The organism is Arthrobacter globiformis (assembly GCF_030815865.1).
Taxonomy (GTDB): domain Bacteria; phylum Actinomycetota; class Actinomycetes; order Actinomycetales; family Micrococcaceae; genus Arthrobacter; species Arthrobacter globiformis_B.
Genome location: NZ_JAUSXI010000001.1, coordinates 2,772,613 through 2,787,832, shown reverse-complemented (window position 1 = coordinate 2,787,832; position 15,220 = coordinate 2,772,613). Strand labels below are relative to the sequence as shown.

Genomic DNA, 15,220 nt, shown 5'->3' with positions numbered 1-15,220 from the left:
ATACATCAACTGTCACCGGGAATTCGCTGCCCAAACGCCGATAACAGTGCTTTCATCAACCTAAGTTGACGAAACACCGATTATCGGCGTTTCAAAATCAGCTGAAGAGGGGTATTCCAGTCGGCCCCAAATTGGCCTTGCCGCTTCACGTAGTTCCGCAGATTGCTGCCTCTGGTCCACTTGACTGCCTGCGCCCGGTCAGGCCTGTTGCCGCCAGGTGAGGCAATGCCGGGGATGCCGTCAGCGCTTGTCGCGGTCGTTGAACTCTTCGTCCAATTCGTAATGGCGGAATTCGGTTTCCGGGTTCGGTTCGCCGTTAGTCACGACTTCGTGGTCTAGCTGGCGTTGGACCTGGCTGTCCAGTACCTGTAGCTCGTGGTCCGGGACCTTTTCCAGGTCCTCCGGAAACGCGTCATCGGGAGTGAGGTGCAGCTTATCGATCATTGAGTCCGCCATGCTTTCATGCTGTGTCTTTGTTGGTTCAGTGTAGCGGTGCCGACCCCAAGGCCTGTTCCACTTCTTTTGGCATAGCCACAATGACGGTTCTGCTCAGCTTCGTGAGGTTGAAAACTGTGCCGAACAAAGCGGCAACTTTATGTAGGCTCACTTATCGGAAGTTTATATTCTTATCGCAGCCAGCGTCCGGGCAATCTTAGGAATGGCAGGAGCGGAGCGACCGTCTTATGAACGCCCTCCCGGACTGGCAGGGCCGGTTCTACAACTCCGAGGTATGCGCTCACCGGGAACACCATCGTGCTGGAGGAGCAGTACCTACTTACCCGCCTTCATGTGCCACCCGTCCAGGCCGAGGGAGGCGTCGTAGATATGTCCGGCGCTGAAAGGCGGCGACGAGGGTTTCTGGCCCTACGGCACTTGCAAGTTCCGCAGCGATTGGGAAAGTTGCAGCCGTGAGCGTCTCTTACTGCCCATTCCGGGCGGTCTTGGATGGGCAGTGAGAGACCCCGCGCTGCAGTGTCAGTGTCGGCGGACCCTGTCGAGGAACAACCGGGTTCGGGACTCCAGGCCGACGATGCGGCGTTTGACTACATCGGTCGGGTCCGGGTTGATTTCGTTGGCCGGTGGTTCGACGCGAACATTTGTCGAACATAGGAAGTCAGCGCAGATCAGCGTCCCCCACGGTGTTGCCATCACGTCCGGACTGTCCTGCCCGCCGGGCCACCCAGAGGAAGACATCTTCCTTGGAGAAGACGTCACGGCAGAGTTCGCAAAGTACGGAGCGGTTCTTCTTGGCGCCGCCCTCGGGTGCGCGGAGCATGACGCCGGTGAGGCCGCCGTTGTCGGGGAACACCAGGTAGCCGCGAAGCGGCATCTTTGCATCACGCCAGCCCAGGAAGTCGAGGCTCTCCCAGTCCAGGGTGTCGAAGTCCCGGGGCAAGTTGAGTTTGGTGGCTTCGGAGCGGCTGGCGTTGATGAATGATGACCGAATCTGTTGGGGTGTGATTTTTTGCATGGCATAACTGCTTTCGGGAGATGGAAGGAGCCTCGGGCGGCAGGATTAGAGTGAGCCGCGCTAAGAGAAAGGGCGGCTAGAGCCGCTGGCCGAGGCCGGATAGAGCCTCCGGCGCATTCTCACGTACGCCGGGACAATCGTTGCCTTCCTCATCGGCTCCGGCTTCGCAACCGGGCAGGAAGTCCTCCAATACTTCGCTTCCCACGGATACTGGGTTAGCTTCGGTACCGGAGCCCTCGCCCTCGTCCTGATGACCTGTGTCGCTGTCGAGTTCCTCTCTCTCGGCCAAGCTAGGAGGGCACGGGCGGGGTTCCGATGCAAGGGTCGTGCCACAATAAGGTCGACCCCAATTACAGGCGAAGGCGTGGATACACAATTTGGGAGCAGGAGTAGGGCGCGTGCCGGTGGCTGAACGGGTAGTAACAATACGCAGGGCACGGGTTGGCGCCGCATTCCTCGGCATCCTGCTCATCGCCGTGAACCTGCGGGTAGCCTTTGTGATCGTGGGTCCGGTGCTCTCCGATATCGGCGCAGAATTCGCTTGGTCCGGCAGCACCGCAGGCCTGCTGACCGGGCTGCCGTTAATTTCTTTTGCCGTCTTCTCCCCTGTCGCCCCGGCCCTGGCGCGCCGGATGGGCCTGGACCGGGCGCTGGGGGTATCGCTGTTGCTGCTTTCGGTAGGAATCATCGGCCGATCTATTGGGTTGGAAGCCGCGGTTTGGACCGGTACCGTGCTGATCGGTACTGGCATCGCCTTCCTGAATGTATTGCTGCCCTCGCTGGTTAAGAGGGACGTCCCTGCCCGGGTCAGTCAGGTGACCGGAATCTACACAGCCGTCCAGGGTGCCGTCGCCGCGTCCGGTGCCGCCGTCGTCGTTCCTATTGCCCAAGCCAGCACGTGTGGGTGGCGGTTGGCTCTGGGCATCTGGGCGGGGTTGGCGCTGATCGCCCTGACCATCCTGCTCCCGAAGCTGCTGTCCCCGAATCCGATCGCGGCGAAGGTCGAAGGCCAGACCATTGAGCTTCGCTCCCCGTGGAGGTCAGCGCTGGGCTGGCAGGTTACGCTCTTCATGGGGCTGCAGTCGCTGGCTTACTACGTCATGGTCGCCTGGCTGCCCAGCATCGAACATGAACTGGGGATACCCGCGGCCACCTCCGGGCTGCATACCTCGGTATTCCTGCTGGTTGGCGTGCTGGCCAGCTTAGCCGCAGGAACCTTGCTGCACCATACGTCGGATCAGCGGCCGATCGCCTTTGGCAGCAGCATCCTCGCGTTCTGCGCGTATGCGGGCCTCTCCCTTGCGCCGCAACTCACACTACTGTGGGTGGTTGTCGGAGCTTTGGGCTGCGGGAGCCTCATCGTGATCGCGCTGTCACTGTTCAGCCTCCGCACCCGGAACCACGAGCAGGCCGCCTCGCTTTCGGGAATGGCGCAGTCGCTGGGCTACGCGATCGCCGCCGCGGGGCCGGTGGCATTCGGCGCTCTCCACGATCTCACCGGCAGCTGGACTTTCCCGCTGACCGCCACCGCCGTGCTAATGGTCGTTTTGTGTGTCATGGCCGTACTGTCCGGGAGGAACCGTGTCATCAGGTGAGTTTGTGCGTTTAGGTGTGCAGCAGCTTCCCATGCAGGAGTTATTCAGTCCGAAGTGTAGACGAGCTTCAGGCCTCCGTGGCCTTCCGTCCTCGATCGTGCTGATTGTCGCCGAGCACAAGGCGCCCTATCGCACCATAAGCATCCGCTCGGGGCGAGTGCCTAGCCTGCAGCCGCAATGAGGGCTGCACCTGTTGAACATCTAAAACTGGTTGAACATCTAAAACTGGGACACAAAAGGGGCGGTGTCAGTGATCACGGTCCTCTGATCAAGAGAAAGAGATGTTTACTCGAATGAACGAAGATGCCCAGCCCATCGGCCAGCCGGTGCCCGGATGGACCACTCGTCCGGTACCCGCACGGGTCACTCTCGAAGGAAGATTTTGCCGCGTGGAGCCACTCAGTGCTGACCGCCACGCGGACGACCTGTACGCCGCCTACTCTCTTGCTGCTGATGGCAGGGACTGGACATACATGCCCGCCGGCCCGTTCGCTGGCCGAGAGGACTACCGAACCTATGTAGCGATTATGACGCAGGCGGACGATCCGATGCACTTCGCAGTTGTCGACCTCAACACCGGCAAGGCGGTGGGTACGCTTGCGCTGATGCGGCAAGATCCGACCAATGGTGTCGTCGAAGTCGGTTACGTAGCGTTCTCGCCGCGGCTCAAGCAAACTCCGCTGGCCACCGAGGCGCAGTTTCTGTTGATGTCCTACGTTTTCGAGGGGCTCGGCTATCGGCGCTACGAGTGGAAATGTGACAGTCTCAACGCCCCTTCACGAAGGGCAGCCCAACGACTCGGCTTCACCTTCGAGGGTATCTTTCGACAAGCTGTGGTCTACAAAGGCCGCAGCAGGGATACTGCCTGGTATTCCATCATCGACTCCGAATGGCCTGACGTCGGCAAGGCATTCCGGGCATGGCTCGGACCAGGCAATTTCGACACGGAAGGCCGTCAAAGGCGGTCCCTGTCGGACATGCGCTCACCAGCAGACCAGTAGAGACAGCTGTGAATAACGTGGCGCCTGGCGTTGGAACGCAGGTTCAGTCATACCCAACCAGACGAAGGGTCCGTGCCCCGATAGCTGCCATCACCGGTGCAGGTAACCAAGACCTCCATGCTGTGATGATCTGGAGCTTCCGTCACCCCCCACGATTGCGCTTCCAGCGCTTGGCCCAGCTCGGCGGCGGTGGTGAAGTTGACCTCCTGCGTGCCCGGCATGCCCAGAAGGGGGCGGAGGCTAACGTCCCCCGAGGTAGCCAACCTTGCCGATACGTCCAGGAGAGCGTCTCACCCAGTTGGAGTACACCCAAACCTGACAGCGGCCGCGGCCGCGGGGAGATCTTGACTTCCTTGTAGGACAAGCCTAGAACTCAACCTCACAGGCAGAGGGTTGGAGGCTAGGGTGAGCGGACAGCGGATCGGGTACGTGCGGGTCAGCACTTTGGACCAGAACGAGAAGCGCCAGCTCGAAGGCCAGATTCTTGACCGGGTGTTTACGGATAAAGCTTCAGGCAGGGATACGGCCAGACCTCAACTCGTCGAATTGCTGCGGTTCGCCCGCGACGGGACACAGTGGTGGTGCACAGCATGGACCGTCTCGCCCGCAACCTGGACGACCTGCGTGCCTTGGTGCAAGGCCTCACGCGCAAAGGAGTCCGGGTGGAGTTCGTCAAAGAGAGCCTGGTGTTTGTTCACCGGCGAGGACTCCCCCATCGCCAACCTGATGCTCTCCGTTATGGGTGCATTCGCTGAATCGAACTGCTCCCTGATCTGGGAGCGGCAGCGCGAAGGAATTGCCTTGGCTCAGCAGCGGGGCGCGTACAAGGGGCGGAAGAAGACGCTCACGCCCGAACGGGCCGCCGAGCTGGTCGAGCGCGCCGGCAGCGGCGTCCCGAAAGTTGTCCTCGCCCGCGATTACGGGATCAGGCGAGAAACGGCCTACCAGTACCTTCGCCAAGCCCAGCCGGAGTGACTGAGAATTGCTGTCTTGACGTTCGCCCGAGCCAGGCCCAAATTCGCCCTTACACCATTGGGAGTGGGGCACCGGTGGCCGGACAACGAATAGGTACGTGCCCGTAAGGACGCTGGACCGGAACGAGCAACGCCAGCTCGAGGACTGGGTACTTGACCGGGCCTTCATGGACAAGGCCTCCTGCAGGACACTGCCAGGTCATGGCCCAGGAGCTGCTGCGGTTGGCGCGCCGCGGTGGCACGGTCGTTGTGCACAGCACGCATCGGCTGGCACGAAACCTGGATGACTTGCGTGCGCTCGTGCAGGCCAAGGGACGGCATTGCATCTGCAAAGCAGCGCGTCGCTACAAGGGGCGGAAACAGACCCTCACACTGGAACGGGCAGCCGAGCCGGTTCAGATGGCAGGCAACGGAGTATCAAAAGGTCGCTTGACCCAGCTCTACGGAATTAGCAGGGAGACGATATCAGTACTTGCGCCAGCCAAAGCCAGCCTAGACCCCGCAATGTCCTCATATGGCCAACCCCGCTTCGAATTTAGACCGCGCCTGCATCGTCATCCTTTGGTGGGTTCCTGGATCAGGTTCCCATTCCCAGGTGTGCTCCGCCTGCAACGTCGAGGGATACGCCGGTGATGTAGCGGTTGTCCGGGTCGGCAAGGAAAAGGATGGCGCGGGCGACTTCGTCCGGTTCGGCGAACCGGCGCATGGGAAGTTGCGCGGCGCGCTTGGCTCGGTTGGCGGCTGCATCCGGGCCCGAGTCCTTTGCGAATTGTGCCCACATGGGAGTGTTTACTGGGCCGGGCGCGATGGCGTTGACCGATATGCCGTTGGGGCCGAGCAGCTCGGCGAAGGACCACATGATGTGGAGTACTGCGAGTTTGCTTGCGTTGTAGGGCAAGTAGTTGAGGCGGGCTTCTTTGGCTGCAACGGAGGAGAGGATCACGATGGCACCTGGAGTTCCGGTCCCAATCATTGATTGTGCGGTTTCCCGGACCATGGAGAACGTGCCGGAACCGTTGATCCGCATAATGGAGTCGAATTCTTCGGTCGTTGTTGTCATGATGTCCGGCGTGGCACCCAGGACTCCAGCTGCATGGACGAGAGCGTCGATGCGCCCGTACCTGGTTGTGACGTCACGGACGACTGTGGCGCATTGTTCTTCGGAGGTGATGTCGAGCGGGAAGAAGCCGGCCAGTTCCTGGCCCTCCTTCGGGCCGCGGTCGGCACCTATGACGAGGGCCCCTTCGGCTGTGAGTGCGTCGACGACTGCATCGCCGATTCCGCCGCTTGATCCGGTCACCAGAACGACCTGGTCTTTAAGGCTCATCTGATACCTCCGTTTGTCCGTTGCTGCCCTGCGGCTGGCTGGTGGGCTGCTCGTTTCATCTTTCTAGGTCCTTACTTGAGGTGTTTTCAAAGGGTGTGTCATCGCTCCGGGCGCGGCCGCTTCAGTGGGCGTCGCTCCGTGCCCTGACCTTTTGCTGCGGCTGTTGAAGCCCGGGCTGTGTGCCATCCCCGGTCCAGGGTGGCGTACGTGCCCGTGCTGACTAGCTGTTGTTCGCGCTGGTGGCGTGGCTTGCCCATTGCCGGCCTTCTTGTTCTTCTGTGGGCAGTCCGGAGGCGGCGAGGACCCGGTCGAGCAGCCGCTGGGTATGGACGGCTTCGCGGCCGGAGGTCAGTGGCTGGGCCCGGTCGGCGACCCGGTCCAGGAAATGGTGGACCGCTGCTGAGAAGCCGAGAGTGTCGGTCGCCGTTGCCCAGCCGTACGCCTCGGCGCTGAGCTCCCGCGAGGTGGTGACTCCCCTGACGGTGGTCGACACTGCTTCGGGGGCGCGCACCTCCACGGTCTTGCCGGCGCCGTAGGCGTCGAGTTTCTCGTTCCAGGCACCTGCTGTTCGGGCTGCCATCAGCACCCCGGTGTTCCCGGTGTCAAAGCGAATCATGGCTGCGACGCCGTCTTCTTCCCAGGGGTCATCACCGGCTGCGTGTGCGGCCACGTCCACGGGTTCGCCGCCGCAGTACCAGCGGAGCAGGTCGACCATGTGAATGGCGTTCTCGAACGTCGCGCGGTATTCAGATCCGGGGCGGTTCTTTTGCGCGACGCAGAAGGTAGCGCCTTTCTCGCCGAACAGCTCACGGCCGGCGGTGTAGACGGGTGCATAGCGGCGGTTGAAGTCAACCATCAGGATGCGGCCGCGCTCGTCGGCCAGGTCCGCCAAACGTTCTGCCTCCTCGGTGGCCGGGGCCAGGGGTTTTTCGCAGAACACATCGACGTCATTGTTAAGGCACAGCTGGACCGCGTGGGCGTGTTCGGACCGGGGGGTGAGGACGAAGACGGCGTCCAGGTCCTGCGCGTCCAGCATGTCCTCCACCGACCGGTAGGCGGCGCCGAACCCCCAGCGCCGGACCAGGTTGCCCGGGTCCTCGCGTCGGGATACCAAGGCTGCCAACTCGACATCATCGCGCTGGACGAGTGTGGGCAGTTGGGCGATGGTGGCGATATTGCCGGCGCCGATGACGCCGACACGGAGGCGCTGCCCGTTCATCCGGCGTTCTCCATTTTAGCGAGATCAGTGAGCATTCCGCGCAGTGCGGTCGCAGATTCCCGGAATCCATCCTCAGGGGTGGGGAGGTCTTGCGGGTGCCAGCGGTACTCGTACTCGATACTCAGCAGGTCATCGTAGCCGTGGCGCAGCAGCGCCGCGAGGATCTGGGGCCAGGGAAGGACGCCGGTGCCGAGGACCCGTGATCGGACGGCGCGCTCGGAAGCGTCGACGCGGGCCGTTTCCGTAGCGCGGAAGGCCGCGTTGGGATCGGTGAACACGAGATCTTTGACGTGCACGTGACCGATCAGGTCGCCCTGGACGGCAAAGGCCTCCTCGAACGTCTCGTCGTGGGTGAATGTCAGGTTTGCCTGATCGTAGAGTACGCGAACGGCCGGGTGGGCGACTTCACGGACGAGGGCGGCGGTTTCTGCCGCGGTCTGGGTCATGGTGCCGAAGTGGTTCTCCACGCACAGCCGCACGCCGGCCTGTTCCGCCTCGGGTGCCAAGGTCTGCAGGGCCTCCCGCAGTTTCGCCCATCGCCTGGCATGATCGGCGTCCCCCCGATGCCAGGACCCCGCGTACACACGCACCCGGTCGGCGCCGAGCAGATGGGCGGTCTCAATTGCGCCACGGAATTCGTCAACTCCCCCGCGCCACTCACTCTCGTCAAGGGAGTTAATGGCCGTGGTGTAGGGCGTGAGGCCAATGATCGGCAGACCCTCGCCTTCTGCCGCCTTCAGCGCCTCCAGGGCGGCGCCCCGGTCCCCCAGAGGCAGACCTGAGGTGTAGCCGTCCTGGTAGATGACTTCGGCGGCATCGAGCCCTGCGGCCCGAAAAAGCTTCAGTGCCTGGGGGACCGTGTGGTGTGGAGTGCCCAGTGTGTGACCTGCAAGCCTCATTGTTGATTGTCCTTCCTGAAAGTGTCTTGTATGGCTGTCCAGTCCGCTGGACCGACGAGCCGGGGCGGGGATGCGACGCGGGACCGGTCGACGATCTCCATCAGCAGCCCCCAGGGGGTTATGAAATAGGTCCAACGGTTGCCGGCCACGCGCGGGCTGTCGCCGGCGACTTCCTTGCGCTCCCCGAGCACGCGCACCCCAGGTGTTTCCTGCAGCACCGCGATCGCTTCATCTACGTCGTCCACAACGAAGCACAGGTGGTGCCCTCCGGCGTCGCAATGCCGTGGCGGGGTTTCCCGCCGCTCAGCGCCGCTCCACTCGAAAAGCTCGATGTTCAGGTTCGGAGGCAGGCGCAGCATGGCGAGCGTAAGTTTCGCATCTGCCGGGACTTCGAAGTTTGTGGGCATGAATTCTTCATCGGGACCCCGCTCTGAGCGATACAGCTCTTCAGCTCCAAGGACTTCTACGAAGAAGCTGATGGCGTCCTCGAGGTTGGGGACGGTCAGGCCGACGTGGTCCGTGTGCTGGAGCCCGGGCAGGCGCCGGAGCGTCGACTCCTGTCCCCCGCTCATTTGCGCGGTCCAGAGGTGGAGCCGCGGACCAAGAGCTGAGGTTCGAGGACGATATGGTCCACGGAGCCATCCGCGTTCTGCTTCTCAGCCAGTTCGATGGCGATATGTCCCATGTCGGCGATCGGCTGCAGGATGGTCGTCAGGGCCGGGTTGAACCGGGCGCCGAGAGCGAGACCGTCGAACCCGATGACCGACACGTCCTCCGGCACACGCACTCCGCCTCGGCCGAGGGCCGAGATTACCGCAAAGGCCACCATGTCATTGGCCGCGATGATGGCCGTTGGCGGATTCTCCATCTCGAGGTAATGCTCGGCGCCGCGCGTGCCCGCATCCAAATCTGACCCGCTGTCCAGCACAACAGGCGTGCTGCCGCTCTCGGCGGACAGCTCCAGATACGCGTCCATCCGGTCCTGGGCAGTGTGCGTTCCGGCGATGCCGGAAACGTAGCCGATCGAGGTGTGCCCCAGGGAATGCAGATGGTCCAATGCGAGCATGATTCCCCGGCGGCTGTCGACGGTGACGGTCGGGACCGAATCGTCCCCTTCCACCCGGTCGATCACCACAACCTTGTGGCCAAAGTCAAAGCGTTTCAGAGCCTCGGTATCGACCTTTGTTGAAGGCGCGACGATCCCGAAGGGCGCGTACATGGCCTGCATGGCGGTGAAGTATCCGTCGGTCTTGGCAGGGTCACCATTGGTGACGCAGAGCAGCAGCTGGTAGCCACGCTCATCGGCCGCCTGCGTCATCGTCTTGGCAAGTTCTGCAAAGAACGGGTTGGTGATGTCAGGAACGATCAGCGGGATGAACGTGCTGGTCTTGGTCCGAAGCGCCTGGGCGAGCGGACTCATCGTGTAGCCGAGTCCCTCGGCCACCCGAAGGATGTGCTCGCGTGTTTCACTCTTCACAGCCTCAGGGCGTGAGAACGCCCGGGAAACCGTAGAGCGGTGGACGCCGGCAGCTTTGGCAACGACGTCGATACTCAAGTCAGGCATGTTCTCTTCCTTCGTGCTGGTCGTCATAGGCCTGCCAAATGGGGCGCATGACATTTTCGAGCTGGGCCAGCGTAGTCAGGCCCCGGAATCCATCTTCCAGCGTCCGGGCGACGCTCCGCACAAACGGATCGTAAAGAGGGTCGCTGTCCACATTGATCTTGTCGACCTCCGTGGTGCCGTCCAGTGCCGTGAAAGTAGCTGTGCCGTCCGAATCAACGGCGGCGAATCCGGCCTCACCGACCGAGGTAAAGCTGCAATAGCGCTTAAGCGGCGAGCCAGGGAATGCGTAGCCAACCTCCACAATGGCCTCGCGTCCCTCCGGTGTCGTGATGATGAGGCTGGCATGATCCTCAACAGCCTGGTGGTGAAGAACCGATGAAAGCCGGGAGTCCACATGTGCTGCCGACTCATCGCTGCCCCGGAGGAACAGATCGACAAAATGCGGTGCAAGGTTGGCCAGGCAACCCCCGCCCCCCTTGACCGGGTCGAGCATCCAGGGATTGGCATTGGCGAGATACCGGGATGGTGGACCTGCAATGAATGACGTTCGCTGGTAGGTGGACCGGCCTGCCTTAGAAAGCCATTTTTCGGTGGGTCCGCCGCGCTGGACCAAGGGGACAGTTACAGGCACTCCAGCTGCCTCAGCGGCCTGACGCACGGCAGAAAGCTCATTGAGGGAAGTGCCCAATGGCTTTTCGACGACGAACGGAATGCCGCGCTCGATAAGGGCAAGACACTTTTCGGCCATACCGTCATGGGGACCAAAGACATAGGCGAGTCCAACGTCGGGGAGATCAACCAGCTTCTGCCAGTCGGCTTCAACCGGTGCGCCCCAGACTTTGGCCAGCTCCTGCACCTGTATGCGGGATACATCGTCGTCATTGACTCCGATGACTTCGTGCTCTTCAGCAATTGCCTGCGCGCAGAGCGGAACATGCCAATGGGAAGCCCCCAGAATGATTGTGCGTACGTTACTCAACCGCAATACCCCCTTGTATGAGATCGGTTGCTGAGATCGGTTGCAATAACAGTATGGATGGTGGGAGAGTTTGTCAACGGAACCAAACACCAACAAGGTCCGGGCCGCTCAGGAAGTTAGAGATACCCGGCCAAGAGAGAGGCCAGAATGTATAAAAAACTCCGCACCCTGCAAACCATTGACGAGTCCGGGGCCGTCCTCATCGTGCGACTGGAGAACGCTGAGATTGCCGAGCGCGTTGCGGAAGCTGCCATCACAGGAGGTTTCCGCGCCATCGAAATTACGCTTTCAATTCCCGGCGCCATAGACGTGATCCGTCGGCTCGCCGCCAACCACGGGTCCGCGGGCGTGGCGATCGGCGCTGGAACAGTGCTGGACGAGCACTCAGCGTATGAGTGCATCCGTGCCGGGGCCCAGTTCCTGGTCAGTCCCCAGCTCAATTCCGCAATGATCCGTACCGCGAACCGGTACCAGATACCTACCGTCAGCGGTGCGTACACACCTACCGAGCTTGTTGAGTCCGCGGAAGCCGGCGCCGACATCCTCAAACTCTTCCCCACCGAAGCCGGCGGCATCCCCTACGCGAAGGCCGTGCTGGCTCCGCTGGCGCACCTGCCGATCATGCCAGCTGGTGGCGTAACTCTGGACAACGTCGGCGAATGGTTCGCGGCGGGCGTGGCAGGCGTCGGTGTGGGCAGCTACGTGACCAAAGCATGGCAACCCGACGGCGACTTCACCCGCGTCACCGAAGCAGCCCGGGCGTTCCTTTCAGCAGTAGCAGAGGCCCGCAAATAATGCCCCCCCGCGTCTTCATTGTCATCGGCCCCGCCGGATCGGGAAAGACGACCATTGCCCAGCAAACAGCACAACAGCATAAGGCTGCCTACCTGGACAAGGACCGGGTCAGTGGCCGCTTCGTCGAATTCGCGCTGACCGCCACCGGGCACGATCCCACCGACCGTGAATCCAACGACTACTATCGCGCCAATTTACTGCCCCTCGAGTACGAAACTCTCATGGATGTCGCGGGGATAAACCTGCGCCTCGGCCGCTCAGTGGTCCTTGATGCTCCCTTCGGAGCCTATTTCGGAGAACCGGACTATTTGACCCGTGTAGCAGAAGACTTCCAATGGCCGTCATCCGAGATCACCGTGATACGGGTCCGGGTACCTCAAGACGTTCTACGTATGCGGCTCACCCGCCGCGGACTGGAACGAGACCAGTGGAAACTGGCCAACTGGGACGACTACTGGTCGGTATACGGCCGTCTGGAATGCGCCTGGTCTGGAGTGGATTTCGAGGACTTCAACAATGAGGCGCCCCTTCAGGTGGATTGAAGTGAACTGGCGTCGGGTGATTGGTGGCGCCGGCCTGCCTGCGAGGATTAACCAAGCGGAGACGCTCGAGCTGGGCATGCCTGGCCGAAGCCGAGGCCTATCTTCGCATCCGAGGCGAGAACACACTGACGTTGACAAAGATCACAACTCATCCGTATCGTGGTCTGCAACCGATCTCAGCAACCGATCTCAGCGCCGATCTTATTAGGAATAGGGGGAGGCTGGATAACCTTCTTCCCACTTCAAGTCAGGCAGTGCCCAAGCGTTGCTCCGGCTGTTGGTCTTGGCAGTCGACGCTTCCCCTCGCCCCGATTTACAGCCGGGCGAGACCCGCACACCGGGGTGTCGGGGAATACTCAATTACCTCTGCAACAAACGTGAAAATATGGAGAGTTCAATGAAGATCTCAAAAGAAGCCTTCGGCAGTCCAGACCCTTCGGAGCTTCCCGAAGTGACTGAGCCCCCTCGCCGCACCGTCAATATGGTGGCAGGCACGATCGGCCACTTCGTGGAGTGGTACGACTGGTACATTTACGGGCTGCTGGCCGCCGTGTTCTCGGGCCAGATCTTCCCAAGTGATTCCGCATTCGCATCCCTTGTGGCCGCCCTGCTCACCTATGCAATCGGATTTGTTGTACGCCCATTCAGCGGAATCATCATCTCGCCGCTGGCTGACCGTTTCGGCCGGCGGCTCATCCTGACACTGTCCATCTCCGGTATGGCGCTCGGTGCCCTGATCATTGGCCTCACCCCTTCATTTGCGACCATCGGCTACGCAGCACCAATTCTGTTCCTGGTCGCACGCATCATCCAGGGCATCTCGGCAGGCACCGAACAGCAGAGCGCGATCGCATTCATGGTTGAACACGCTCCCCCGAACCGGCGGGGGCTGTTCGGCTCCTTCTCCAATATGGCGAGCGGCCTCGCGACCCTGGCAGCGACCGGCGGCGCGGCAATGGTGACATCATCCTTCGCTCCTGCCGACCTCGCCTCCTTTGGCTGGCGCATTCCCTTCCTCATAGGCGGTGTCCTCGGCGTCGTCGGCCTCGTCTTGCGGGCCCGCTCGGATGAGACCCCCGAGTTTGAGGCAAGTGCCCTCGTCGATCAGAAGTCCGCCGCGGCCCGCCTGATGGACCTGCTTCGCGAACACCCGAAGGCGCTGCTGCAGGCAGCAGCGCTCTCTGCCCCGGCCGTGGCCTACTACACCTGGGCCACCTTCCTTCCCACCTACGCCAAGCTGACCACCGGCCGGGACCTGTCCTCCACCCTGGCCGGAAACGTTATCGGGCTTGCCCTGCTCGTTATCATCGTGCCGATCTGCGGCGCGCTCTCTGATCGACTCGGTCGACGCAAAATCTTCCCCATCATCGGTGCCATCGGCATGATCGTCCTCTTCTACCCCATGCTCCTGCTGCTGAACCAGCCGGGCTTCTGGGTATACGTCCTGGTATCGGCGTCCGGCTGGGTGGTTCTCGGTATCTGGCAGTCCGTTTACCCGACCATCCAGGCCGAACTGTTCCCGGCTGCGGTACGGGTGTCCGGCATCGGTTTCGCACACCAGATCGTGATCGCTGTCTTCGGTGGCACCGCGCCACTGGTCGCTGCTGCGTTCGTCGGCGCCGGACAGCCAATGCTCGTCGCGGTCTACATGATCGTCATTGTCGCCCTCTGCCTCGTCGTCTACTTCACCCTGCCGGAGACCGGCAGCCGGGCCGGGCGTGTCACCGTAGCTCCTGCCGACCGCGAGGTGCTCGAAGGCGAGCACCTGCTCTTGAGCACTTGGTCCGCCGCCGACGAGGTGAAGCGTTCCCGGTAGGCACGCTCGTTCCTAGGAAGCCGTGGCGGCTCGACCGGGCAAGAAGGGGCGTGTTTGCCCCGGGCCCGTTCGAGCCGCCTGGCTCGCGGGTGCGATCCCCTGCGCAGGGTAGACATTGACCTTGCGTTATGGATGGAACAAGTTTTCTCCTTAGGCACAGAACTGAGAGATGCTCCACATGATTATCAACACATTTTCCTATCTATGGTCATCCACGGCAATTGATGCAATTGCGGAATTGGTTGACAACGGATACGAGACTTTTGAGGTTCCGATTAGCTCCCCACACTGTTGGCCTGATGAACTATCCGGTCCGGATCGTGCGGCGATTTATGCACGACTCAATGAGTACGGTGCGAAAATCAGGTCGCTGAATGCCGGCGGATATGACATCAACCTGGCGAGCCCCGGCGCTAATATGCGTCGCAAGAGTGTCGAGCACATCAAGTCGGTGATTGACCTGGCGGAAGCTTGGGAGGTCCCCGAGGTTGTCATATCCCCGGGCACAAGGCGTCCAATGATTTCACCGTCACTTGAAAACGTTTACGGGTGGATGTACGAGAGTCTGGAGAATCTCATTCCGCTGGCCAAGCAGGCCGGCACGCGGCTGCTCTTCGAAAACACCCCCTATTGCTTCACGCCTACCATCCAGGACCTGGCCGGCGTCGTAAGCACCGTCAACGACGATTCAGTCAAGATCGTGTACGACGTAGCCAATGCCGCCTACATAGGAGAGGATCCCGTAGATAGCTTGCTCTCCTATCACGAATCAATTGGACTTGTGCATATTTCTGATACGGGCACGGAAACCTGGGGTCATGATCCGATCGGCACTGGAGTGATCGACTGGAATGAACTGGGCAATGCCGCCCGAGAAACGTGCGGAGTCAATAACGTTGTTCTAGAGATCATTCGCGAACAGAACCCGGTGCAGGAATTTAAGAAGGCCACGCAGGACCTCAAAAATCAAGGCTGGGAACTAGGTGACTAACTTCGAAAATGCAAAGGGACCTGAGCTTTGCATTCCATAATTCTCTT

At 61.4% G+C, this 15,220-nt stretch carries 13 protein-coding genes and 2 pseudogenes; 7 read left to right on the top strand and 8 right to left on the bottom strand.

Annotation, left to right across the window (positions count from 1 at the left end):
* Nucleotides 1–240: 240 nt before the first annotated feature.
* Nucleotides 241–456, bottom strand: a complete 216-nt coding sequence (locus tag QFZ33_RS12735; RefSeq protein WP_307027958.1) for a hypothetical protein — start codon at nt 454–456, stop codon at nt 241–243.
* Between the two features lie 519 nt (nt 457–975).
* Nucleotides 976–1,471, bottom strand: a pseudogene (locus QFZ33_RS12730) (FBP domain-containing protein).
* 398 nt (nt 1,472–1,869) lie between these two features.
* Here QFZ33_RS12730 and QFZ33_RS12725 point away from each other — a divergent pair.
* The 3 genes and pseudogenes from QFZ33_RS12725 to QFZ33_RS12715 all read left to right on the top strand — a co-directional run bounded on the left by QFZ33_RS12725 (nt 1,870) and on the right by QFZ33_RS12715 (nt 5,042).
* A complete protein-coding gene (locus tag QFZ33_RS12725; protein ID WP_307027956.1) occupies nt 1,870–3,066 on the top strand; it encodes an MFS transporter in 1,197 nt (398 codons plus the stop codon).
* Nucleotides 3,067–3,455: 389 nt separating this feature from the next.
* Nucleotides 3,456–4,067 carry a GNAT family N-acetyltransferase gene (locus QFZ33_RS12720; RefSeq protein WP_307027953.1) on the top strand — a complete coding sequence of 204 codons (612 nt, stop codon included), beginning with the start codon at nt 3,456–3,458 and terminating at the stop codon, nt 4,065–4,067.
* A gap of 405 nt (nt 4,068–4,472) precedes the next feature.
* Nucleotides 4,473–5,042: pseudogene (locus QFZ33_RS12715) on the top strand (recombinase family protein).
* A gap of 576 nt (nt 5,043–5,618) precedes the next feature.
* Here the strand turns inward: QFZ33_RS12715 and QFZ33_RS12710 are convergent.
* The 6 genes from QFZ33_RS12710 to QFZ33_RS12685 form a co-directional block, all read right to left on the bottom strand.
* On the bottom strand, nt 5,619–6,368 hold the full coding sequence (locus tag QFZ33_RS12710; protein ID WP_307027951.1) for an SDR family NAD(P)-dependent oxidoreductase: 750 nt from the start codon (nt 6,366–6,368) through the stop codon (nt 5,619–5,621).
* Between the two features lie 220 nt (nt 6,369–6,588).
* The gene (locus QFZ33_RS12705) at nt 6,589–7,587 is read right to left on the bottom strand and encodes a Gfo/Idh/MocA family protein (RefSeq protein ID WP_307027949.1); all 999 of its coding nucleotides are present in this window, start codon (nt 7,585–7,587) and stop codon (nt 6,589–6,591) included.
* Nucleotides 7,584–8,486, bottom strand: a complete 903-nt coding sequence (locus QFZ33_RS12700; RefSeq protein ID WP_307027947.1) for a sugar phosphate isomerase/epimerase family protein — start codon at nt 8,484–8,486, stop codon at nt 7,584–7,586. The genes QFZ33_RS12705 and QFZ33_RS12700 overlap by 4 nt, the downstream gene beginning before the upstream one ends.
* Nucleotides 8,483–9,058, bottom strand: coding sequence for a VOC family protein (locus QFZ33_RS12695; RefSeq protein ID WP_307027945.1), 576 nt, complete (start codon nt 9,056–9,058; stop codon nt 8,483–8,485). The genes QFZ33_RS12700 and QFZ33_RS12695 overlap by 4 nt, the downstream gene beginning before the upstream one ends.
* Nucleotides 9,055–10,050, bottom strand: a complete 996-nt coding sequence (locus tag QFZ33_RS12690; RefSeq protein ID WP_307027943.1) for a LacI family DNA-binding transcriptional regulator — start codon at nt 10,048–10,050, stop codon at nt 9,055–9,057. The genes QFZ33_RS12695 and QFZ33_RS12690 overlap by 4 nt, the downstream gene beginning before the upstream one ends.
* Nucleotides 10,043–11,029: a Gfo/Idh/MocA family protein gene (locus tag QFZ33_RS12685; RefSeq protein WP_307027941.1), complete on the bottom strand. Its 987-nt coding sequence runs from the start codon at nt 11,027–11,029 to the stop codon at nt 10,043–10,045. Before QFZ33_RS12685 ends, QFZ33_RS12690 begins: the two co-directional genes overlap by 8 nt.
* A 147-nt stretch (nt 11,030–11,176) precedes the next feature.
* On the opposite strand from QFZ33_RS12685, the gene QFZ33_RS12680 reads away from it, so the two are divergent.
* From QFZ33_RS12680 to QFZ33_RS12665, 4 genes are all read left to right on the top strand, one after another.
* Nucleotides 11,177–11,824, top strand: coding sequence for a bifunctional 4-hydroxy-2-oxoglutarate aldolase/2-dehydro-3-deoxy-phosphogluconate aldolase (locus QFZ33_RS12680; protein ID WP_307027939.1), 648 nt, complete (start codon nt 11,177–11,179; stop codon nt 11,822–11,824).
* A complete protein-coding gene (locus QFZ33_RS12675) occupies nt 11,824–12,366 on the top strand; it encodes an AAA family ATPase (RefSeq protein ID WP_307027937.1) in 543 nt (180 codons plus the stop codon). The genes QFZ33_RS12680 and QFZ33_RS12675 overlap by 1 nt, the downstream gene beginning before the upstream one ends.
* A gap of 397 nt (nt 12,367–12,763) precedes the next feature.
* Nucleotides 12,764–14,182 (top strand): MFS transporter, encoded by a 1,419-nt coding sequence (locus QFZ33_RS12670; protein ID WP_307027935.1) that lies wholly within the window; start codon nt 12,764–12,766, stop codon nt 14,180–14,182.
* Nucleotides 14,183–14,360: 178 nt separating this feature from the next.
* Complete coding sequence (locus QFZ33_RS12665) at nt 14,361–15,173, top strand: sugar phosphate isomerase/epimerase family protein (RefSeq protein WP_307027933.1); 813 nt, start codon at nt 14,361–14,363, stop codon at nt 15,171–15,173.
* Nucleotides 15,174–15,220: the final 47 nt, after the last annotated feature.

Bases quoted from the DNA above. Each gene is read 5' to 3' on its own strand.
- QFZ33_RS12670 (WP_307027935.1), top strand. From the start codon at position 12,764: ATGAAGATCTCAAAAGAAGCCTTCGGCAGTCCAGACCCTTCGGAGCTT.
- QFZ33_RS12710 (WP_307027951.1), bottom strand. From the start codon at position 6,368: ATGAGCCTTAAAGACCAGGTCGTTCTGGTGACCGGATCAAGCGGCGGA.
- QFZ33_RS12705 (WP_307027949.1), bottom strand. From the start codon at position 7,587: ATGAACGGGCAGCGCCTCCGTGTCGGCGTCATCGGCGCCGGCAATATC.
- QFZ33_RS12695 (WP_307027945.1), bottom strand. From the start codon at position 9,058: ATGAGCGGGGGACAGGAGTCGACGCTCCGGCGCCTGCCCGGGCTCCAG.
- QFZ33_RS12680 (WP_307027939.1), top strand. From the start codon at position 11,177: ATGTATAAAAAACTCCGCACCCTGCAAACCATTGACGAGTCCGGGGCC.
- QFZ33_RS12675 (WP_307027937.1), top strand. From the start codon at position 11,824: ATGCCCCCCCGCGTCTTCATTGTCATCGGCCCCGCCGGATCGGGAAAG.
- QFZ33_RS12700 (WP_307027947.1), bottom strand. From the start codon at position 8,486: ATGAGGCTTGCAGGTCACACACTGGGCACTCCACACCACACGGTCCCC.
- QFZ33_RS12735 (WP_307027958.1), bottom strand. From the start codon at position 456: ATGGCGGACTCAATGATCGATAAGCTGCACCTCACTCCCGATGACGCG.
- QFZ33_RS12690 (WP_307027943.1), bottom strand. From the start codon at position 10,050: ATGCCTGACTTGAGTATCGACGTCGTTGCCAAAGCTGCCGGCGTCCAC.
- QFZ33_RS12665 (WP_307027933.1), top strand. From the start codon at position 14,361: ATGATTATCAACACATTTTCCTATCTATGGTCATCCACGGCAATTGAT.